This window comes from Jannaschia halovivens, assembly GCF_046452375.1.
In the GTDB taxonomy this organism is placed as follows: domain Bacteria; phylum Pseudomonadota; class Alphaproteobacteria; order Rhodobacterales; family Rhodobacteraceae; genus Jannaschia; species Jannaschia halovivens.
This window is the reverse complement of sequence record NZ_JBKFDJ010000002.1, coordinates 616,198-636,718: the sequence shown is the minus strand read 5'-3', so window position 1 is coordinate 636,718 and position 20,521 is coordinate 616,198. Positions and strand designations below refer to the sequence as shown.

The 20,521-nt window shown below is 69.0% G+C and carries 15 protein-coding genes; 7 read left to right on the top strand and 8 right to left on the bottom strand.

Annotation, left to right across the window (positions count from 1 at the left end; translation table 11 throughout):
* Nucleotides 1-11: 11 nt before the first annotated feature.
* From ACK8OR_RS16645 to ACK8OR_RS16635, 3 genes are read right to left on the bottom strand one after another with little or no spacing between them, the layout of a single operon-like run.
* On the bottom strand, nucleotides 12-416 hold the full coding sequence (locus tag ACK8OR_RS16645) for a hypothetical protein (protein WP_410190506.1): 405 nt from the start codon (nucleotides 414-416) through the stop codon (nucleotides 12-14).
* On the bottom strand, nucleotides 409-1,227 hold the full coding sequence (locus tag ACK8OR_RS16640; protein ID WP_410190505.1) for an ABC transporter ATP-binding protein: 819 nt from the start codon (nucleotides 1,225-1,227) through the stop codon (nucleotides 409-411). Before ACK8OR_RS16640 ends, ACK8OR_RS16645 begins: the two co-directional genes overlap by 8 nt.
* A gap of 57 nt (nucleotides 1,228-1,284) precedes the next feature.
* Entirely contained in the window at nucleotides 1,285-3,246 is a 1,962-nt protein-coding gene (locus ACK8OR_RS16635; RefSeq protein WP_410190504.1) for an AMP-binding protein, read from the bottom strand.
* A 180-nt stretch (nucleotides 3,247-3,426) separates the two neighbouring features.
* Between ACK8OR_RS16635 and ACK8OR_RS16630 the strand changes: the two genes are divergently transcribed.
* Entirely contained in the window at nucleotides 3,427-5,331 is a 1,905-nt protein-coding gene (locus ACK8OR_RS16630; RefSeq protein WP_410190503.1) for a PAS-domain containing protein, read from the top strand.
* A complete protein-coding gene (locus ACK8OR_RS16625; RefSeq protein WP_410190502.1) occupies nucleotides 5,328-6,020 on the top strand; it encodes a response regulator transcription factor in 693 nt (230 codons plus the stop codon). The genes ACK8OR_RS16630 and ACK8OR_RS16625 overlap by 4 nt, the downstream gene beginning before the upstream one ends.
* A 3-nt stretch (nucleotides 6,021-6,023) precedes the next feature.
* Here ACK8OR_RS16625 and ACK8OR_RS16620 read toward each other — a convergent pair whose 3' ends face one another.
* Nucleotides 6,024-6,242, bottom strand: coding sequence for a DUF6356 family protein (locus ACK8OR_RS16620; RefSeq protein WP_410190501.1), 219 nt, complete (start codon nucleotides 6,240-6,242; stop codon nucleotides 6,024-6,026).
* A 97-nt stretch (nucleotides 6,243-6,339) separates the two neighbouring features.
* Here ACK8OR_RS16620 and ACK8OR_RS16615 point away from each other — a divergent pair, with 97 nt between their 5' ends.
* A complete protein-coding gene (locus tag ACK8OR_RS16615; RefSeq protein ID WP_410190500.1) occupies nucleotides 6,340-6,801 on the top strand; it encodes an Lrp/AsnC family transcriptional regulator in 462 nt (153 codons plus the stop codon).
* Here the strand turns inward: ACK8OR_RS16615 and ACK8OR_RS16610 are convergent.
* From ACK8OR_RS16610 to ACK8OR_RS16595, 4 genes are all read right to left on the bottom strand, one after another.
* A complete protein-coding gene (locus ACK8OR_RS16610) occupies nucleotides 6,798-7,964 on the bottom strand; it encodes a hydantoinase/carbamoylase family amidase (protein WP_410190499.1) in 1,167 nt (388 codons plus the stop codon). The genes ACK8OR_RS16615 and ACK8OR_RS16610 overlap by 4 nt on opposite strands.
* 135 nt (nucleotides 7,965-8,099) lie before the next feature.
* Nucleotides 8,100-10,061 carry a M43 family zinc metalloprotease gene (locus ACK8OR_RS16605; protein WP_410190498.1) on the bottom strand — a complete coding sequence of 654 codons (1,962 nt, stop codon included), beginning with the start codon at nucleotides 10,059-10,061 and terminating at the stop codon, nucleotides 8,100-8,102.
* A gap of 122 nt (nucleotides 10,062-10,183) precedes the next feature.
* Nucleotides 10,184-13,705, bottom strand: a complete 3,522-nt coding sequence (gene dnaE / locus ACK8OR_RS16600; protein ID WP_410190497.1) for a DNA polymerase III subunit alpha — start codon at nucleotides 13,703-13,705, stop codon at nucleotides 10,184-10,186.
* Between the two features lie 76 nt (nucleotides 13,706-13,781).
* Nucleotides 13,782-14,192: a hypothetical protein gene (locus ACK8OR_RS16595; protein WP_410190496.1), complete on the bottom strand. Its 411-nt coding sequence runs from the start codon at nucleotides 14,190-14,192 to the stop codon at nucleotides 13,782-13,784.
* 182 nt (nucleotides 14,193-14,374) lie between these two features.
* Here ACK8OR_RS16595 and xdhA point away from each other — a divergent pair, with 182 nt between their 5' ends.
* Genes xdhA through ACK8OR_RS16575 form a run of 4 tightly spaced genes read left to right on the top strand, consistent with a single transcriptional unit; the run spans nucleotide 14,375 to nucleotide 20,509 of the window.
* Nucleotides 14,375-15,802: a xanthine dehydrogenase small subunit gene (gene xdhA, locus ACK8OR_RS16590; protein ID WP_410190495.1), complete on the top strand. Its 1,428-nt coding sequence runs from the start codon at nucleotides 14,375-14,377 to the stop codon at nucleotides 15,800-15,802.
* Complete coding sequence (xdhB, locus tag ACK8OR_RS16585; protein ID WP_410190494.1) at nucleotides 15,799-18,129, top strand: xanthine dehydrogenase molybdopterin binding subunit; 2,331 nt, start codon at nucleotides 15,799-15,801, stop codon at nucleotides 18,127-18,129. Before xdhA ends, xdhB begins: the two co-directional genes overlap by 4 nt.
* A complete protein-coding gene (gene xdhC, locus ACK8OR_RS16580) occupies nucleotides 18,126-18,998 on the top strand; it encodes a xanthine dehydrogenase accessory protein XdhC (protein ID WP_410190493.1) in 873 nt (290 codons plus the stop codon). Before xdhB ends, xdhC begins: the two co-directional genes overlap by 4 nt.
* Nucleotides 18,995-20,509: an ABC transporter ATP-binding protein gene (locus ACK8OR_RS16575; protein WP_410190492.1), complete on the top strand. Its 1,515-nt coding sequence runs from the start codon at nucleotides 18,995-18,997 to the stop codon at nucleotides 20,507-20,509. The genes xdhC and ACK8OR_RS16575 overlap by 4 nt, the downstream gene beginning before the upstream one ends.
* The last annotated feature ends 12 nt before the right edge of the window (nucleotides 20,510-20,521 follow it).

Here is a 20,521-nt window from a genome sequence, read left to right as displayed (position 1 = left end):
CGTTCGGTGTCTCAGCTTTCAAGGTCGGTCTCCCGCACGGTATAGCCGGTCGCGTCGCGAAGGACCTCGATCCGGGGCTCGCGCCAGCGGTCGGACTGCCAGACGCCCGGCGCGACCTCCTCGTAGCGCTCCCGCCCCGCGAGCCGGGTGCCCAAATCGTCATCGGCGCGTCCGACGGCGGTGCAGGTGTCCAGAGTCACGATCAGCGTGTGCGTGTCGTCGCGAAAGAGATCCGCCCCGCCCCGGATGAGATCGCGCGTGTCCGGCGAGAGGATATGCTCGTAGGGCACGAGGCAGCGCGCCTCGAAAAAAGCCCAGAGGGCATCGCCCGCATCCTCGGCGATCGCGGCCGTAGCCCCGATGGCCAGCACGCCCGCGGCACCCGCGCCGCGCAGGAGGGGCGCGCCCTCAATCATGCGCGACCCCTAGATAGGCATCGATCACGTCCTGGTTCGAGCGCACCTCGTCGGGCGTGCCGTCCCCGATCTTGCGGCCGTAATCCATCACGACCACGCGGTCGCTGAGGTCCATGACCACGCCCATGTCGTGCTCGATCAGGGCGATCGTCGTCCCGAACTCGTCGTTCACGTCGAGGATGAAGCGGCTCATGTCCTCCTTCTCCTCGACATTCATGCCGGCCATCGGCTCGTCGAGCAGCAGAAGCTTCGGCTCGGCGGCCAGCGCGCGGGCCAGCTCGACCCGCTTCTTCAGGCCATAGGGCAGGCGGCCGACGGGCGTCTTCCGGATCGCCTGGATCTCGAGGAAGTCGATCACCCGCTCGACGACGGCGCGGTTCTCGGTCTCTTCCTTGGCGGCCTTGCCCCACCAGATCGCCTGGCTCAGCAGGTTCTGCGACATGTAGCCCAGCCGGCCGGTCATCACGTTGTCGAGCACCGACATGCCCTCGAAGAGCGCGATGTTCTGGAACGTCCGAGCGATCCCCTGCTGCGCCACCTGGTAGGGCTTCATCTGCGGCCGCGGCGCGCCCCGGAACCAGACTTCACCCTCCTGCGGGACGTAGAAGCCCGAGATGACGTTCAGCATCGAGGATTTGCCCGCGCCGTTCGGCCCGATGATCGCCCGGATCTCGCCCTCGCGGATGTCGAAGGAGATGTCCTTGATCGCCTCCACCCCGCCGAAACGCAGCGTGATGTTCCGCAGGTCGAGGACCACATCGCCGATGGTGCGGCCGTCGGGGGTGATGTGGGGGGCGTTCGCGTCAAGCATGGCGACCTCCGCTGCGCGTGGGGGTGGTGAGGCGCCTCATGTGCCGGGACCGAAGGCTCATTCCGCCGCCTCCACCTGGACGGCGACCGGCTTCGCCGTGACGTCCACGACCTCGGCGTCGATCAGCTTGACCGTCGCCTTTATCTTGCCCTTGCGGCCGTCCTCGTAGGTGACTTCCGTTTCGGTGTAGACCTCGTCGGCGTCGCCGTAGAGACCTTCGATCAGGTCGGCGTATTTCTCCTCGATGATGCGGCGGCGGACCTTCTGGGTGCGGGTCAGCTCGTCGTCGTCGGCGTCGAGCTGCTTGTGGAGGACGAGGAACCGCGCGACCTGGCAACCGGCGAGCATCTCGTCCTCGGCGACACTGGCATTCACCGTGTTCACGTGGCCGCGCATGATCTCGATCACGCGGGGATGCTGGGCCAGCTCCTGGTAGCTGGCATAGGCGATGTTGTTGCGCTCGGCCCAGTTGCCCACCGCCGTCAGGTCGATGTTGAGGAAGGCGACGCAACGGGACTTCCCGTTGCCGAAGACGACCGCTTCGTAGACCTCGGGGAAGAACTTCAGCTTGTTCTCGACGAACTTCGGCGCGAACAGCGCGCCGTCGGCCATCTTTCCCACATCCTTGGCGCGGTCGATGATCCGCAGGTGGCCGGTCCCCTCCTCGATGAAACCGGCATCGCCCGTGGCGACCCACCCCTCGGGATCCTTCGTCGAGGCGGTGCTTTCGGGGTTCTTGAAGTACTCGCGGAACGAGCCGGGCGAGCGGTAGAAGACCTCGCCGCTCTCGGCGATGCGCAGCTCGACGCCCGGCGTCGGCGTACCGACCGTGTCGGACCGGACCTCGTGGTCCTTCTGCTGGGTGATGAAGACCGAGGCTTCGGTCTGGCCGTAGAGCTGTTTGAGGTTGATCCCGATGGACCGGTAGAAATCGAAGAGTTCAGGCCCGATCGCCTCGCCCGCGGTGTATCCCACGCGCACCCGGCTCAGACCCAGCGTGTTCTTCAGCGGCCCGAACACCGCCAGCTCGCTCAACTTGTATTTCATCCGATCCATGAACCCGACGGGCTCGCCGTCCAGAAGCTTCGGGCCGACCGTCTTGGCGTGGGCCATCGCGCGGTCGAACATGCGCTTCTTCAGCGGGCTCGCGTCCTCCATCCGGATCATCACGTTGGTCAGCTGCGTCTCGAACACGCGGGGCGGCGCGAAGTAGTAGGTCGGTCCGATCTCGCGCAGGTCGTGCATCACGGTGTCCGCGCTCTCGGGGCAATTGACGCAGAAGCCCGTCACCATCGCCTGCCCGATCGAGAAGATGAAATCCCCGACCCAGGCCATCGGCAGGTAGGCGAGCACTTCGTCCGTCTGCCGCAGCCCGTCGAACTCGGACGACGCCTTCGACGTGGCCACGATGTTGTCATGCGACAGCACGACGCCCTTGGGCTTCCCCGTCGTTCCCGACGTGTAAAGCATCACGCAGGTCGTCTCGCCGGTCTGCTGGTCGCGGCGCCGCTCCATCTCGGCGCGATCCGCGGCGCGGCCCTTGTCGCGCAGGTCGGCCATCGAGGACATCTCGGCATGGTCGTATTTCCGAAGGCCGCGCCCGTCGAGATAGACCATGTGGCGCAGGCCCTCGATCCGGTCGCGGACCTCGAGGACCTTGTCCACCTGCTCTTGGTCGGCGGCGATCACGAACTTGGCAGAGCAATGCCCGAGCACGTAGGCGATCTCCTCGCCGACGGCATCCTGGTAGAGCGGCACCGGAATCGCACCCGCGCATTGGGCGGCGACCATCGCCATGTAGAGTTGGGGGCGGTTGCGGCCGATCACGGCGACATGCTCGCCGATCTCGATGCCGCGCGCGATCAGGCCCAGCGCCATCTCCTCGATCTCGGTCCGGGCATCGGTCCAGGTCCATTCCTGCCAAATGCCGAATTCCTTCTCGCGGTAGGCGGCGGACACGCCGAACCGGTCGGCATTCCGATCCATGAAGTCCGGAATCGTGCGAAGCGTGTCGGCCATGGCGTCCTCCCCGGGCCGCGCCCCTCCCCGGGCGGACGGCTCCGGGCGCGACCCTGCCGGGTGATTCCTTCACCGATGTTTCCCAATCCCAACGAATTGTAACGACCCTTGGAGCGGGCCGGGGCGCCCCGTTGTCTTGCCGCCGGGCGGCCGCGTGATACCGTCCGGTCGGGGGGTGCCATGACCGACCGCAACGCGACCACCGCCCGCCTCACGCAGGCCGGGCTGAACCTGATCGGCCAGGCGCTCTCGATCTATGATGGCGAGCTGCGGCTGGCGGTGTCGAACCGGATGTATGCCGACATGTTCGACCTGCCCGAAGACCTGACCCGGCCGGGCACGCCCTTCGCCGACACGATCCGGTTCCTCGTCGAGCGCGGCGAGTACGGGTCCGTCAACGATGTCGATGGCTTCGTTGCCGACCGCGTGGCCCAGGCCCGCGCCTTCGAGCCGCATTACCTCGAACGGACGCGGCCCGGCGGCATGGTCGTCTCGGTCGAGGGATCGCCCCTGCCGCAGGGCGGCTGGGTGACGGTCTATACGGACATCACGGCGATCAAGTCGCAGGAACGGCTGCTCCGCTCCCGTTCGGAAGTCCTGTCCGAACAATTACTCGTACGCGCCGAGGAGTTGGGTCAGGCCAACCGCCAGCTTGCCGCAACCAATGCGGCCCTGACAGAAGCCCGCCGCGAGGCGACGGAGATGGCAGCGCGCATCCGGCTGACGACCGAAATGCTGCCCGCCCATATCGCCCGGCTCGACCGCGACCGGCGTTACACCTTCTCGAACCGCAGGCTTGGCGCGGTGATGCCCGGCGCCCGCTCGGAGATCATCGGCCTGACCATGGAGGAGGCGCTGGGCCCCCAGACCTACGCCCGTACCGCCCCGCATCTGGAGCGCGCGCTGGCCGGCGAGCCGTCGGTCTTCGAGATCACCCACGAGGCGTCGAGCCGCCGCATCCGCGTCAGCTTCACCCCCGAACCGGCCGAGGGGGCGGTCGTCGGTGTCTATGCCCTGTCGGTCGACATCACCGAGGAAGCGCAGGCCCGCGCGGCCGTCTCCCAATCGGCGGGCCGACAGGTGGCCGCGCAACTGACCAGCGGGATGGCCCATGATTTCGCGAACCTTCTGACCGTGATCCTCGGGCTCAAGGACAAGCTCGCCCGCATGGACTTGCCGGCCGGCGCGGCCGAGGCGGTGCAGGCCATCGGGCTCGCCGCTACGCGGGGCGGCGTCCTGATCGACCAGATCGCGGGCCTGTCCGGTCCCCGCGACCTCGCGCCCCGCGCGACCGACCTGCGCGCGTTCCTCTCGGAAATGGCGCTGCTCGGTGGCGCGTCCCTTCCGGGTGAGGTCACGCTCGACTGGACGGTCGAGGGGCTAGACGCGCCGGTCCTCCTCGACCCCGACGCGCTGCGTGATGCGGTGCTGAACCTCATTCTGAATGCGCGCGACGCCATTGGCGCGCGGGCGGGGCGCATCACGGTGACGGCCCGCGCCGTGCGGGACACCTGGATCGAGATCGAGGTCGCCGATACGGGCCCCGGTTTCAGCCCGCAGGCGCTGGAGCGGGGGCTCGAGCCGTTCTTCACCGAGAAGGGCGAGGACGGCACCGGCCTCGGCCTCTCGATGGTCTACGATGTGGTCAAGCTCGCGGGCGGGCGCACGCGCCTGGGGGCCGCGCCCGACGGCGGAGCGACCGTCACGCTGCGCCTGCCGCTGCGCCAGCCGCCGCCGGGCCTCGCGACGACGATGATCCTACTGGTCGAGGACGCGAGCCATATCCGCGAGGCCGTGCGCGACCGGCTAGTGGCTGCCGGTCATGCCGTGCTCGAAGCCTCGGGCGTGGTCGAGGCGGAAGGGCTGATGGATATCGACGGTATCGGCCTCGTGCTGTCGGATATCATGCTGAAGACCCATCTCAACGGGCTGGATCTCGCACGATACGCCGCGCGCCGCGGCCTGCCCGTGGCGCTGATGACCTCGCTTCCGCCCGACGCGCCGCTCTACCGGGAGGCGGCGGCCGACTGGCCGGTCCTGCGCAAGCCCTTCTCGGTCGAGAAGCTTTCGGCGGTGCTGGCATGACGGCCCGGATCGCGATCCTCGATGACGACCCGCAGGTCCGCGCGCTGCTCTCGGAGGCGATTGCCGAGGCTGGGATGGAGGTGCGCAGCTATGCCCGCGCCGATGCCTTTGAGGCAGCACTCCGGCAGTCGACGCCCGATGTCTGCCTTGTCGATCTGGGCCTGCCGGATCGCGACGGGCTCGCCGTCGTCTCGCGGTTGGCGCTGGAGGGCGGGGCCGTCATCATCATTATCTCGGGGCGCGGGCAGGTGCAGGACCGGATCACCGGCCTGGAGCTCGGGGCCGACGATTACGTCGTCAAGCCGTTCGAGCCCGCCGAGATCGTCGCCCGCATCCGCGCGCGACTGCGCAAGGCCCCGGCGCCCACGCAGGCCCGCGTCGCCGCCTTCGGACCCTTCACCGCAGATTTCGACCGGTTCGTGCTGACCGGCCCCGAGGGCGAGCGCCCGATAAGCCAGGCGGAGGCCGAGATCCTGCGCCTCTTCCTCGACCGTCCCCGCCGCCTTCTGACCCGCGCCGAGATGCAGGACGCGCTGGGTGGCGCGGCAGGCGACAGCTTCGACCGCGCGATGGACGTGCGCATCTCGCGGCTGCGGGCCAAGCTGGGCGAAGACCCGAAGGATCCGGCCCTGATCAAGACGATCTACGGAGCCGGCTACATCTTCCTGGGCGAGGTATCCTGGACCTGACGCTCAGTGCCGGTTGTCGATCCGCGCATGCATCCGCCGGATCAGACGGCTGGCCGTCGTCTCGCAGAGCGGCGGGATGATCGCATGGATCAGAGCGGCCGCGCCCGCGAGGAACAGCGTGCCAGCAAACCCGAAGGCAAAGCGCATATGGCCGAAATAGGTTTCGTCGACTGAAGCCGGGTGGTCATGGAAGGCGCGGACGAACTGGGCGATCTGGGTCATAGCGGTCTCCTATTTGAGGCAGTATGGCGTGCGGCGCGGTAGAATATCTCCCAAATTTGATTGCTAAACGTCGGATAGTCGAAATATCATCCCACGTATGGGCCACATTATCGACGAAACGGATCGCCGTATCCTGCGGCAGCTCCAGACCGACGCCGCCCAGTCGCTCGATCTGCTGGCCGAGCGAGTCGCGCTATCGCGTAACGCCTGCTGGCGTCGGGTCCGCAAGCTCGAGGCGGCGGGCGTCATCCGGTCGCGCGTCGCCCAACTCGACCCGGCGAAGCTCGACCTGGGGCTGTCGGTTCTCGTGATGATCCGGGTCGGCGCGCACGACCCGGACTGGCTGGACCGCTTCCGCGCCGTGGTGGCCGCGATGCCGGAAATCCAAGGCGCGCACCGCATGACCGGCGAGCTCGATTACGTGCTGCGCATCAAGGTGCGGGACGTCGCGGATTACGACCGGTTCTACAAGGCGCTGATCGCGCGTGTGCCGATCGCGGACGTGTCCGCCAGTTTCGTGATGGAGGATATCAAGGACACGACAGCCCTGCCGATCTAGGCGAGGTCGCCCACCGCGCGGTCCAGCACGCGGAGCATCGTCACGAGGTCGTCGCGATCCGTGTCCTCGTCGAAGGCATGGCTGATCCCGCCGATCGAGGGGGCAAAGAGCATCGCGACCGGCAGGACCCGGGCCACGTTCGTCGCGTCGTGCAGCGCGCCCGACGGCATGCGGCGCCAGCGTCCCGGAGCGTCCCGTTCGGCGGCGCGCGCGAGCACATCCTGCAGGGCCCCGTCCATCTGCGCGGGGGGCAAGGCCGCGGTATCGGAGATGTCGATCCGCAGGCCCGAGGCCCGCGCCGCATCCTCCAGCGCCCGGCGGATCGCGGTCTCCATCCGGTCCAGCCGCGCGGCCGATGCGTCGCGCCATTGCACGGTGAACCGGACGCGACCCGGCACGATCGACGGGGCGTTGGGGTGCAGGGCGACATGTCCGATGGTCCAGACGCTGTCCGGCGTGGCCACGTCGCCCAGTGCGGTGGCAATGGCGTCCTGCGCCGTGCCGAGACCGCGCAGCGCATCCGCCCGCAGGTGCATTGGCGTGGTGCCCGCATGGTTCTGGCGGCCCGCCATCGTCACGGTCACCTGCCGCAGCCCCACGATCGCGGTGACGATGCCGACCGCCTCTTTCGCGGCATCGAGGATCGGGCCTTGCTCGATATGCGGCTCGAGATAGGCGCGGAAGCGGGCCGGATTGGGCGCCGATCCAGTCGGGGGCAGCGCGCGTCGAGCCGCGCCGAACGTGATGCCGTCGAGGTCCGCCAAGGCGTCGGCGGAATCGAGAGATAGCGCGCCGGACCACATCTCGGACCCGGTGGTCGCGCCGAACCGCCCCTCCTCGTCCTGAAACGAGACGACCGAAACCGCACCGGGCCGGGCCCGCGCGACGGCCAGCCCGGCGATCACGCCGAGCGATCCGTCGAGCCAGCCACCCTCGGGCTGTGTGTCGGTATGACTGCCGATCAGGATCGGCCCACCGCAGCCCCAGACGTTCCCGGCCGGGTCGATGACCGGATTGAGCCCGGCGGCGGCGAAGCGGTCGGTAAGCCATCGGCGCGCACGGATGTCGTCGGGGTCGAAGGCCCGGCGGACGACTCCGGTGCCGTGCCGGCCGATCCCGCGCAGGGTGTCGAGGTCGTCGAGAAAGGTGGTCGGGTCGAGCATGGGCGCAGCCTTTCGCGGGCATCTGGCCCGGTCAAGCGACGCGGGATGCACGGCCAAGCGACCCTTCGAGCAATACGGCACATCTCATGGCGCGGCACCCCAGCCGACACGGCTCGCGGAGCGGCGGGCCGTGCCCTAGATCAGCACGATGTCATCGAGAATCGCGCCCAGTCCGGCGCCGGTCACGACCGACAGGGATGCGCCCGCGTCGAAGGCGAAGACATAACCGTCGAGCCCGGCCGACGCCGCGTCCGCCAGCTCCGTCACGGTCAGATCCGGGCGACCGAAAGCGCCGGGACGGATCATGATCTGCTCGCCGTTCGTCCAGTCGCCGATGACGTCGTCGCCGCCCGTGAAGACGAACCGGTCGCGGTCGAGACCGCCCCACATCATGTCGTCCCCGTCGCCGCCGATGAGGAAATCCGATCCGGTTCCGCCCGACATGGTCCCGCCGTCGCCCCAAGCCTGAAGCGTGTCGTTGCCGGACCCGCCCGACAGCGTGTCGATGCCATGGCCGCCCACCAGGAGATCGTTGCCGTCATCGCCGAGCAGGTAGTCGTCGCCGTCGCCGCCGCCGATGGTGTCGTTCCAGTCGCCGCCGGTGAGCGTATCGTCGCCCCATTCGCCGAACATGCGGTCGCTTCCGGCGCCGCCGGACATCCAGTCGTTGCCGGACCCGCCATACATCACGTCCCGGGCGGCGTTGCCGTAGAGGCGGTCGTCATCCGCGCCGCCGATCAGGCGGTCCTCGCCATAACCGCCGACCAGCACGTCGCGCCCGCCCCAGCCCGAAAGGACGTCATCGCCGTCGTCGCCGCGCAGCGTATCGGCGCCGTCGCCGCCGTTGAGTTCGTCATCGCCGGCGCCGCCCATCAGGCTGTCGTCGCCGAGACCGCCGCTGAGCGTGTCGATGCCGTTTCCACCAAGGAGCGTGTCGTTGCCGTCCCAACCCGACAGAAGGTCGTGCCAGACGCCGCCATCCATGTGGTCGTCGCCATTGCCGCCGTTCAGCGTGTCGCGGCCGCCGCCACCCGAGAGCGTGTCATTCCCGTCGCCGCCGAAAAGGACATCGTGATCGCCGCCGCCATCGAGGCGATCACGACCCGCTTCCCCGCGCAGCGTGTCGGTGCCGTCATCCCCATATAGCCAATCGTCGTCGCCGCCGCCCCAAAGCAGGTCCGCCCCGTCGCCGCCCATCACCGTATCGGCCCCGGAGTCGCCGAACAGGCGGTCCGCACCGACTTCGCCCAGCAGGAGGTCCGCACCCGTGCCGCCGCGCAGTTCGTCATCGCCGATCGCGCCGCGAAGTTCGTCCGCGCCGTCGCCGCCGTGAAGACTGTCGGCGCCTGCACGGCCCAGCAGAAGGTCGCCGCCGCCGCCACCGCGGATGAGGGTCGGGGCGTCGGCCACCAGAAGCGTGTCGTTGCCCGCGCCGCCCGTCACCTCGACCCGCTGGGCGTGGGCGTTCCAGGTGCCCGTCCAACCCCCGGCGCCGGGGCCGTAGAGATATTCGAGGGCCGCGATATCCAAGTCCTGCAAGTCGCGGGGGCGGGGTCCGGTGAAGGTATAGGTCATGACCGAGTGGTCGTCGTCATCAAGGTGGTCGGCCAGCACGTTGGGGCCGTCGAACGTGTGTTGCAGCCCCATGACATGCCCGAGTTCGTGGAGCTGCACCGTGAAGCCCCAGCTTCCCGGGTCCCAGTTGCCGGCGACGTTCATCACGACGGCCGATCCGGCGATGTGGCTTGTCGTGACGTGAGGGTAGAAGGCATAGCCGGAGACCGTGCTGCCGCCGGTACTCAGCCCGCTGGCGGAATAGGCGGACAGCATCGCCGCGCCCTCGACTTCGACGAAGACGACGCCGGTATGGGATTCGTAGAGTGCCAGCGCATCGCGGAAATTGTCGGCCTGCGCGTCGGTGAAGGACGACACGCCGGTCGGCCCGTAATAGACATCAGAGACGGGCGGCAGGTCCGCGTCCGACAGGATCGAATAGGTGATGACGACACCGACACCGGTGGGGGCGTCGGCATTCCAGCGCACGGCCGGATCGTCCAGCGATGCGACGATGGACGTATAGTCGGTGACGATCGGCATGTCGGACTCCGCTGCAATCCCGCGAGATTGCCGCAGCCGACTGAATGATCGGTAAATGCCCGTCGCCTCGTTCGGTCCGTGGTTAAGGAAGGCCGAACGGCGATCCGGCCAGGCCGCCGTCGTCAGACCTCTTCGACCATCGCGACCCCCGGAAGCGAGCTCAGCGCGCCCTTCACCTTGGGATTGACCGGGTAAAGGTCGGGCAGGCGCAGCTCGACCTCACCCGGCAGGTCGTCGCCCAGCAGACAGAGATGCAGCGGCCCGCGCCCGCGGGCTCCGCTTTCGCCCGATAGCCGCTCCAGAAGGCTGCGCAGGGGCGGGATAGCGCCGCCATCCTCGAGGAAGATCCGCAGGCCGATCTGGGGCGCAGCGTCGACCGCGTCGTCCATCGGCGTCACCGCCCGCGCCAGCAGCTTGAGTTGATCCGCCTCCTGCGTCGCCTCGACCTGAAGGATCACGCGGTAGCCGGGCTCGAGATGTTCGCGCGCGGTGTCGAGCAGGTCCGAGAACACCATCGCCTCGTAGGCACCGGTCGGGTCGCTGGCTTGCAGGAATGCGAAGCGGTTGCCGCGCGCCGATTTCCGCTCCTGCCGGGCGGAGACGATGCCCGCGATCTTGGCGACCATGGCGCCGCCCCCTGCGAGCTTCGACTGGACCGTGGCGAGGGTCATCACGTCCTGTCGCTTGAGCGCGGTCATGTAGTCGTCGAGCGGATGGCCCGAGAGGTAGAAGCCGATGGCTTTGAACTCCTCGCCGAGCCGTTCGGCGGCGAGCCAGTCGTCGCGGAAGGGCAGGCGCGGCTCGGGAAGGTCCTCGCCAGCCTCGCCGAAAAGCGAGACCTGGTTCGACGCCCGCTGCTCGTGGATCGCGGCCGAATAGCCGACGAGGCCGTCCAGCGCTTCGAGCACGCGCGCCCGGTTGCCGTCGAGTTCGTCGAAGGCACCGGCGCGCGCCAGCATCTCGAGCGGGCGCTTGCCGACACGCTTCAGGTCGACCCGCCGCGCCAGATCGTAAAGCGTGGTGAACGGCGTCTCACCGCGGCCCTCGACCACGAGGCCCATCGCCTCGACCCCGACATTCTTGAGCGCACCGAGGCCATAGACGAGCTTGCCGTCCCGCACGGTGAACCGCGCCTCGGAGCGGTTGACGCAGGGCGGAATGATCTCGAGGCCCAACCCGCCGCGGTCGCGGGCCTTGCGGACCTCCTCGGCATAGACGGCCAGCTTGTCGGTCAGGTGGATGTCGCTGTTCATGATCCCGGCCATGAACTCGACCGGGTGGTTCGCCTTGAGCCAGGCCGTCTGGTAGCTGACGACGGCGTAGGCGGCAGCGTGGGACTTGTTGAAGCCGTAATTCGCGAACTTGTCGAGGAGGTTCCAGACCTCCATCGCCTTCTCGCGGTCGACGCCGTTCGTCTTCGCCCCCTCGAGGAACAACGGCCGCTGCGCGTCCATCTCGGCCTGGATCTTCTTGCCCATCGCGCGGCGCAGAAGGTCGGCGCCGCCCAGCGAGTAGCCCGCCATGTCCTGGGCGATCTGCATCACCTGTTCCTGGTAGACGATGATGCCCTGGGTCTCGTCGAGGATGTGGTCGATGCTTGGGTGCAGCGTGTCGCGTTTCGAGAGGCCGTTCTTGACCTCGCAATATTTCGGAATGTTCTCCATCGGGCCGGGCCGATAGAGCGCCACCAGCGCCACGATGTCCTCGATGCAGGTCGGCTTCATGCGCCGGAGCGCGTCCATCATGCCGGTCGATTCCACCTGGAAGACGGCGATTGTGTTGGCCGAGGCATAGAGTTCGTAGCTCGCCTCGTCGTCGAGCGGGATCAGGTTGATGTCGTTCTCGGTGCCGGGCTGGGGCGTGTAGAGCGTGCGCCCGTCGGCGGCCATGTGGATGTCGCGGCCCTGCGCGCGGATCAACTCGACGGCGTTCTGCACCTGCGTCAGCGTCTTCAGACCGAGGAAGTCGAACTTCACCAGTCCCGCTTTCTCGACCCATTTCATGTTGAACTGCGTCGCCGGCATGTCCGAGCGCGGATCCTTGTAGAGCGGCACCAGCGCATCGAGCGGCCGGTCCCCGATTACGACGCCCGCCGCGTGGGTCGAGGCGTTGCGCAAGAGCCCCTCCAGCTTCTCGGCGTAGTCCAAGAGGCGCTTGACGGGGTTCGTGCGCCCGTCGCGCCGGTCCTGCTCGCTCTCGCGGGCGGCCTCGCGCAGGCGCGGCTCGTCGGCCAGCGCCTTGGTGATCGAGACGGGCTTCACGCCCTCGACCGGGATCATCTTCGAGAGCTGGTCGCACTGACCATAGGGCATCCCCAGCACCCGGCCCACGTCGCGGACGGCGGCCTTGGACAGAAGCGCGCCGAAGGTGATGATCTGGCCGACGCGGTCGCGGCCGTATTTCTCCTGCACGTAGGCGATGACCTCCTCGCGGCGGTCCATGCAGAAGTCGATATCGAAATCGGGCATCGAGACACGCTCTGGGTTCAGGAACCGCTCGAAGAGAAGCGCGTACCGCAAGGGGTCGAGATCGGTGATCGTCAGGGCGTAGGCCACCAGCGACCCCGCGCCCGACCCGCGCCCCGGCCCCACGGGAATGCCCTGTTCCTTGGCCCACTGGATGAAGTCGGCGACGATCAGGAAGTAACCCGGAAAGCCCATGCCCTCGATGATGCCCAGCTCGTAGTCGAGGCGCTTTTCGTACTCCTCGACGGGCGCGGCGGGTTCGATCACGGCCAGACGGGCGCGCAGACCCTCCTCGGACTGGCGGCGCAGCTCCTGCACCTCGTCATCGGCGAATTTGGGCAGGATTGGATCGCGGCCATAGGCCTTGAAGGCGCAACGCTTCGCGATCTCGATCGTGTTCTCCAGCGCCTCCGGCAGGTCGGCAAAGAGCGCGGCCATCTCGGATTGCGACGCGAAGTGGTGGCGCGGCGTGACCCGGCGGCGCGGCGCCTGCTGGTCGACATAGGCGCCCTCGGCGATACAGAGGAACGCGTCATGCGCGTCATGCATCCCGGCTTCGGGGAAGTAGACGTCGTTCGTCGCCACCAGCGGCAGGCCGCGCGCATAGGCCTGTCCGACATGGAAGCGCTCGGTCGGCTCGGGCGTGGTCTGGCGCTGCAGCTCGACATAGAGCCGGTCGCCGTAAATCGCGTGGAGCCGGCCCAGCACCGCCTCGGCCTTGGCCTCCTGCCCGTCGCGCACCAAGCGTCCAACCGCGCCGTCGGGCCCGCCCGTCAGACAGATCAGCCCGTCCGCATTCGCCGCCAGCTCCTCGAACGTCACCTGCGGCAGCATCTCGGGCCGCTCGAGATAGAGGCAGGAGTTCAGCCGCATCAGCGCCTCGTACCCGGCCTCGTCCTGCGCCAGCAGCACGATCGGCGCGGGCTTGCGGGGCTTTTCGCCGGGGGCGGCGGGATCGTGCATCACGTCGATCTGGCAGCCCATGATCGGCTGGATCCCGCGCCCCGCCAGCGCCGTCGCCGCCTCGAGCCCGGCGAACATGTTGTTGGTGTCCGTCACCGCCACGGCGGGCATGTCCGCGCGCGCCACGAGGTCGGGCAGCTGCTTCAGGCGCACGGCTCCCTCGAGCAGCGAATACTCGGTATGGAGGCGCAGATGGATGAATCGCGGATCGGGCATGGTCCGAATATGGGGGGTGGGCCCGTCGGGGTGAAGCCGCAATCCGCGCCCTGTCTCGCGGGTGCCGCACTGGGCTTCAGGTCACCAGCGCCAGGTAGACCGCGTTCACCGCCAGCCCGATCACCGCGCTCACCACCACGTAGAGGAAGGCGAGGCTCCAGCCCCCGGCCTGCAGGATCACGCCCCGTTCCTCGAAGCGGAACCGCAGCGCGCGCAGGGCCACGAAGCCGCACCACATGTTCCCGAGATAGAGCGTCGCGCCGACCAGCGCGATCAGTCCCCCGATCGCCTTGACCGCAAACGCGAGCGGGTCCGACAGGATGGCCATGGGCGGGGACATCTCGGTCATCGACGGCACCATCATCTCGCCCGTCATCGACCCCGACACGTTTGCGGCCACGTCGACGCCGACCGCCACCAGTGTTCCCGAAAGGAGGTAGACCTTCAGGTGATCGGTCGCGTCATGGATCAGATCGACGAGGGCCATCGACGAAGACTGACCACGCGTCAGCCTCGCGATCAAGCAGGCCCGGTCTCACGATCCCTCGATGCCGGCCGCTGCGCGCCCCTTGCAATGCGGCGCGCCCGCTCGTCTAATCCGGTGGCCCGCCCCTCCTACGCCGCATCGGAGGGGGCTTCGGGCCGGACCGGTATCGCGGCGGGCATTCCATGGAGATCACCTTCCGCCTGAACGGCGAGGACGTCACCGCGACGACCGAGGACCCGACGACGACGCTGCTCGACTGGCTGCGTGCGCGCGGCCTGACCGGCACCAAGGAGGGCTGCAACGAGGGCGATTGCGGGGCCTGCTCGGTCGTCGTCACGGGGCGGGACGGCACGGCGAAGACGCTGAACGCCTGCATCCTCTTCCTGCCGCAGCTTCAAGGGCGCGCCGTGCGCACGGTCGAGGGGATCGCGGCGCCCGACGGGACGCTTCACCCCGTCCAGCAGGCGATGATCGACCGTCACGGATCGCAATGCGGCTTCTGCACGCCGGGCTTCATCACGACGATGGCCGCCGCCCATGCGCGCGGCCACACCGACCACGCCGACCAGATCGCGGGCAATCTCTGCCGCTGCACCGGCTATGCCCCGATCCTGCGCGCCGCCCGAGACGTCGAGGGCGCGCCGGTGCCCGCACATATGATCGAGACACCCCCGGAGGTGCCCGCGACCTCGCCGCCGCGCGCACCCCGTCCGTTGGCCGATCACGGCGCGCGTGGACCCGGCCCGGACAACGCGACCGCCTTCACACCCGTCTCCGGCGACGATCTCGCGGGATGGTATCTCGAGAATCCGGACGCCACGCTGGTCGCGGGGGCCACGGATGTCGGACTCTGGGTGACGAAGCAGTTCCGCGACCTCGGCACAGTGGCCTTCCTCAATCGCTGCGACGATCTGCGGGCGGTGACGGAGGCGGGGTCGGCGCTCGCGGTCGGCGCGATGTGCGACATGGAGACGCTGCGCCACGCGATCGCGCCGCATCACCCGTCCTTCGCCGAGATGCTGCGCCGCTACGGCAGCGTGCAGGTCCGTAACGCGGCGACGCTGGGTGGCAACATCGCCAACGGCTCGCCCATCGGGGACAGCCCGCCACCCCTGATCGCGCTCGGGGCGGTGCTGCACCTTCGCCGGGGCGATGATCGTCGCGAGATGCCGCTCGAGGCGTATTTCCTCGACTACGGCAAGCAGGACCGCCGCCCCGGCGAGTTCGTCGAACGCATCACCATCCCCATCGGCGGCCCGGTGCTGCATGTCCACAAGCTGTCGAAACGGTTCGACCAGGACATCTCGGCGGTCTGCGGGGCGTTCGTTCTGCCAATCGCAGATGGCGTGATCCGGGACGCCCGGATCGCATTCGGCGGCATGGCGGGCATCCCGAAACGTGCCACCGCGGTCGAGGCCGCTCTAGCGGGGAGGCCGCTCGACGAGACGACGGTCGCCGCTGCGGTAAAATCCTTCGGGAAGGACTTTACGCCGCTCGACGACATGCGCGCCTCGGCAACCTATCGGCTGGCTGCGGCCGAGGGGATGCTGTGGCGCACCTTCCACGAGATGACCGGCGTATCCGCTTCTGTGCTGGAGGTGCGTCCGTGACCGTCGCCAAGCCCCTGCCGCATGAGAGCGCGCGCCTGCATGTGACGGGCGCGGCGCGCTATACCGACGACATCCCCGCACCGGACGGATGCCTGCACATCGCGTTCGGCCTCTCCGAACAGGCCCGCGGCACGCTCGACGCGCTGGACCTCGATGCCGTGCGGGCCGCGCCGGGTGTCGTCGCTGTGTTCGCGGCCGATGATTTCGAGACGATGCCCGACTGCTCCCCATCGCTCCACGACGAGCCGCTGCTCTCGACCGGCGAGATTCATTATGCCGGTCAGCCGCTCTACATGGTGGTGGCCGACAGCCACCTGAACGCCCGCCGCGCCGCGCGCCTGCACCGCGCCGAGGTGACCGAAGCGCCCGCGCTCCTGACGATCGAGGAAGCGCTCGCCGCCGAAAGCTGGTTCGATGACGGCCCGCGCATCTGGACCGATGGCGACGTGGAGGCAGCGCTTGCGGGCGCGCCGCACCGCCTCACCGGCGAGATCGAGATGGGCGGGCAGGAGCACTTCTACCTCGAGGGTCAGGCCGCGCTGGCCCTGCCCTCCGAGGCGGGCGAGATGCATGTCCTGACCTCGACGCAGCACCCGACCGAGATCCAGCACAAGGTGGCCGACGCGCTGGGTGTCCCGATGCACGCCGTCCGGTCCGAGGTGCGCCGCATGGGCGGCGGCTTCGGCGGCAAGGAGAGCCAGGGCAACGCGCTGGCCATCGCCTGCGCGGTCGCAGCGGCGCGCACCGGTCGCGCTTGCCGGATGCGCTACGACCGTGACGACGATTTCGTCGTCACCGGCAAGCGCCACGATTTCCGCATCGCCTACGAGGTCGGACACGACGGCGAGGGTCGCGTTCTGGGCATTCGGTTCCGGCACTGGACGCGCTGCGGCTGGGCTCAGGACCTGTCGCTGCCCGTGGCGGACCGCGCGATGCTGCATGCCGACAACGCCTACGACATCCCCGCGATGGAGATCACGTCGTGGCGGCTGCGGACGAATACGCAATCGGCCACGGCCTTCCGGGGGTTCGGCGGGCCGCAGGGGATGCTGGGGATCGAACGGGTGATGGATCATGTGGCCTTTGCCACGGGGCGCGATCCGCTCGAGGTGCGGCGGCGCAACTTCTATGCCGACGCGGATGACGCGACCGGGGGGCCAGCCCCCCGGACCCCCCGAGGTATTTCGGGCCAGAGGAAGACAGGCCGCACGCATTATGGGCAGGAGGTGTCGGATTTTTGCCTGAACGGGCTCGTGGACCGCCTGGCGGAGACCTGCGACTACGAGACCCGCCGGGCACGGGTGGCGGATTGGAACGAGGCGAACCCGGTCCTCAAGCGCGGCATCGCGCTGACGCCGGTGAAGTTCGGGATCTCGTTCACCCTGACGCATCTCAACCAGGCGGGCGCGCTGGTGCATGTCTATGCCGACGGCTCGATCCATCTGAACCATGGCGGCACCGAAATGGGGCAGGGCCTCCATTCCAAGGTGGCACAGGTCGCCGCGGACCGGTTCGGATGCGACCCCGCGCGGGTGAAGGTGACGGCGACGGATACCGGCAAGGTGCCGAACACCTCGGCCACGGCGGCATCGTCGGGGGCGGACCTGAACGGGATGGCGGTCAAGGCCGCCTGCGATACGATCCGCGACCGCATGGCCGAGGCGCTGGCCGCCGAGCATCAGGCGACGCCGGGCGATGTCGTGTTCGCGGGCGATCGGGTCACGGTGGGCGGCGCCGAATACGGCTTTGAGGAGGCCGCGGCGAAAGTTTATGCGGCGCGCGTCTCGCTGTCGTCCACGGGCTTCTATGCCACGCCAGAAATCACCTGGGACCGGGCGGCGGGGCAGGGGCGGCCGTTTTTTTACTTCGCCTATGGCGCGGCCTGCTCGGAGGTCGTCATCGACACGCTGACGGGCGAGAACCGCATCCTCAGGACCGACATCCTGCACGACGCGGGCGCCTCGCTGAACCCCGCGCTGGACCTGGGCCAGATCGAGGGCGGCTTCATCCAGGGCGCGGGCTGGCTGACCACCGAGGAGCTTGTCTGGGACGATCGCGGTCGCCTGAGGACGCATGCGCCGTCGACCTACAAGATCCCCTGCGCCTCGGACGCGCCCGAGATCTTCAACGTCGAGCTCTGGGACGCGCCGAACCGCGAGGACACGATCTACCGCTCGAAGGCCGTGGGCGAGCCGCCGTTCATGCACGGGATCAGCGTGCTGATGGCACTTTCGGATGCGGTCGCGGCCTGCGGGTCGGTCTATCCCGACCTTAATGCGCCCGCGACGGCGGAGCGTGTGCTGGGCGCCGTCCGGGCCGTCTCGTGACGCTCGATCCCGCGCGGCTGCGGCGGGCGTTGGACGCGCATGGCCCGGTCGCGCGGGTCGTCGTGGCCGAGGCGCGGGGCTCGGTTCCGCGCGGTGCGGGCACCGAGATGCTGGTCTGGACCGACGGGTTCGACGGCACGATCGGCGGCGGCGCATTGGAGTGGCGCGCGCTGGCGGTGGCGCGAGCGGTGCTGCGGTCGGGTGCCGCGCAGGTCGAACGCGTCCCGCTCGGTCCCGCGCTGGGGCAGTGTTGCGGCGGGGCGGTGACGCTTGTGGTCGAGCGTTTGGAGACCGTGCCGGACCTCCCTTGGGCGCGTCGGATCGAGGGCGACCGCCCCGATCCGCGCCGCCCCGGCTTCCATGACGGCTGGCTCCGCGAGGAGGCGCCCGCGCCCGGACGCCCCGTTTGGGTCTGGGGGGCGGGCCATGTGGGCGCGGCGCTGGTCGCGATCCTTGCGCCGCTCCGGCCGGTGGTCTGGGTCGACGACGCGCCCGGCCGCTTCCCCGCGATCCCCGAGGGCGTGGACCGGCTGGTCGCGCGCGACATGCCCGCCGCGATGGCCCACGCGCCGCGCGATGCCGACCATATCATCCTGACCTACAGCCACGAGATCGACCTCGCCCTCTGCCACGCGGCGCTCCGCCGGGGCTTCGCCAGTTGCGGCGTGATCGGCTCGGCGACCAAGCGCGCGCGGTTCAGGGCGCGGCTGATCGCGCTGGGGCACGCGGAACGGGCGATCGACCGGATCGACTGCCCGATTGGTGACCGACGGCTGGGCGAGCACCCGCAGGGGATTGCCGTCGGCGTCGCCGCGGCCCTACTCTCGCGGGACGCACCCGCAGAGGTGCCGGTGGGGACGATGGATTGACGGCGCTTCTGGAACTCGACGGCCTGACCAAGGCCTATCCCGGCGTGGTGGCCAACGACGACGTGTCGTTCGCCATCGCCGAGGGCGGCGTCCACGCGCTCTTGGGTGAGAACGGCGCGGGCAAGTCGACACTGGTCAAGACGATCTACGGGCTGGTCAAGCCCGATGCCGGCACCATGCGGTTGGGCGGCGCGGCCTACAACCCGCCGGATCCGAAATCTGCGCGCGCCGCCGGCGTGGCGATGGTATTCCAGCACTTCAGCCTGTTCGAGGCGCTGTCGGTGGCCGAGAACGTCGCCCTCGGGATGGAAGACCCGCCGAAGCCGCGCGATCTGGCCCGCCGCATCCGCGATGTCTCGGAATCCTATGGCCTGCCGCTCGATCCGGGGCGGCGCGTGGGCGATCTTTCGGCGGGCGAGCGACAGCGGGTCGAGATCGTGCGCTGCCTTTTGCAGGATCCGCGCCTTCTGATCATGGACGAGCCGACCAGCGTGCTGACCCCGCAGGAGGTCGAGATCCTGTTCGCCACGCTGCGCACCCTTTCGGCCGAGGGGACGGCGATCCTCTATATCTCCCACAAGCTCGAGGAGATCCGCGCGCTCTGCGATGCGGCGACGATCCTGCGGGGCGGCAAGGTGGTGGGTGAATGCGACCCGCGCGCCGCCTCGGCGGCCGAACTGGCCGAGCGGATGGTCGGCGCGGCGCTGACGGCCCCGAAGGCGGGTGGTGCTGCGCCGGGCGTGGATCTGTTGCAGGTCAAGGGCCTGACGCTGCCGCCGGCCTCGCAGTTCGGGACGCCACTGCGGGACGTGGCGGTGACGCTTCGCGCGGGCGAGGTGCTGGGCATCGGCGGCGTCGCCGGAAACGGGCAGGACGAGCTTCTTGGCGCGCTCTCGGGCGAGCGGTTGACGGCGGAGAACACCGTCGTGCTGGACGGTGTCGACCTGTCGCGCGCGGGGCCGAACGCACGACGGGCCGCGGGTCTTCTGACTGCGCCCGAGGAACGGCTGGGCCATGCGGCTGCACCCGACATGACTCTGACCGAGAACGCCGCCCTGACCGGTGCGGGCCGGCAGGGGATGCTCAATCGCGGGTTCCTTGATTGGGGCGGCGCGCGGGATTTCGCGGCGCGGATCGTCGAGCGTTTCGACGTGCGGACGCCGGGCGTCCATGTCGCGGCGCGCGCGCTGTCGGGCGGCAACCTGCAGAAATTCGTGATCGGGCGGGAGGTCCTGCAGGACCCGCGCGTCCTTGTCGTCAACCAGCCGACCTGGGGCGTCGATGCCAGTGCCGCCGCCGCCATCCGACAGGCGCTGCTGGACCTCGCGGCGGGCGGCGCGGGCGTGATCGTCATCAGCCAGGACCTCGAGGAACTGCTGGAGATTTCGGACCGGTTCGCCGCACTCAACGAAGGGCGCCTCGGGGCTTCGGCCCCGACCTCGGAGCTGACGATGGAGCGGATCGGCCTGATGCTGGGCGGTGCGCATGACCTCGAGGTGGCCCATGCCTGAGCGGGTGCCGAC

Bases quoted from the DNA above. Each gene is read 5' to 3' on its own strand.
- ACK8OR_RS16645 (WP_410190506.1), bottom strand. From the start codon at position 416: ATGATTGAGGGCGCGCCCCTCCTGCGCGGCGCGGGTGCCGCGGGCGTG.
- ACK8OR_RS16640 (WP_410190505.1), bottom strand. From the start codon at position 1,227: ATGCTTGACGCGAACGCCCCCCACATCACCCCCGACGGCCGCACCATC.
- ACK8OR_RS16635 (WP_410190504.1), bottom strand. From the start codon at position 3,246: ATGGCCGACACGCTTCGCACGATTCCGGACTTCATGGATCGGAATGCC.
- ACK8OR_RS16630 (WP_410190503.1), top strand. From the start codon at position 3,427: ATGACCGACCGCAACGCGACCACCGCCCGCCTCACGCAGGCCGGGCTG.
- ACK8OR_RS16625 (WP_410190502.1), top strand. From the start codon at position 5,328: ATGACGGCCCGGATCGCGATCCTCGATGACGACCCGCAGGTCCGCGCG.
- ACK8OR_RS16620 (WP_410190501.1), bottom strand. From the start codon at position 6,242: ATGACCCAGATCGCCCAGTTCGTCCGCGCCTTCCATGACCACCCGGCT.
- ACK8OR_RS16615 (WP_410190500.1), top strand. From the start codon at position 6,340: ATGGGCCACATTATCGACGAAACGGATCGCCGTATCCTGCGGCAGCTC.
- ACK8OR_RS16610 (WP_410190499.1), bottom strand. From the start codon at position 7,964: ATGCTCGACCCGACCACCTTTCTCGACGACCTCGACACCCTGCGCGGG.
- ACK8OR_RS16605 (WP_410190498.1), bottom strand. From the start codon at position 10,061: ATGCCGATCGTCACCGACTATACGTCCATCGTCGCATCGCTGGACGAT.
- dnaE (WP_410190497.1), bottom strand. From the start codon at position 13,705: ATGCCCGATCCGCGATTCATCCATCTGCGCCTCCATACCGAGTATTCG.
- ACK8OR_RS16595 (WP_410190496.1), bottom strand. From the start codon at position 14,192: ATGGCCCTCGTCGATCTGATCCATGACGCGACCGATCACCTGAAGGTC.
- xdhA (WP_410190495.1), top strand. From the start codon at position 14,375: ATGGAGATCACCTTCCGCCTGAACGGCGAGGACGTCACCGCGACGACC.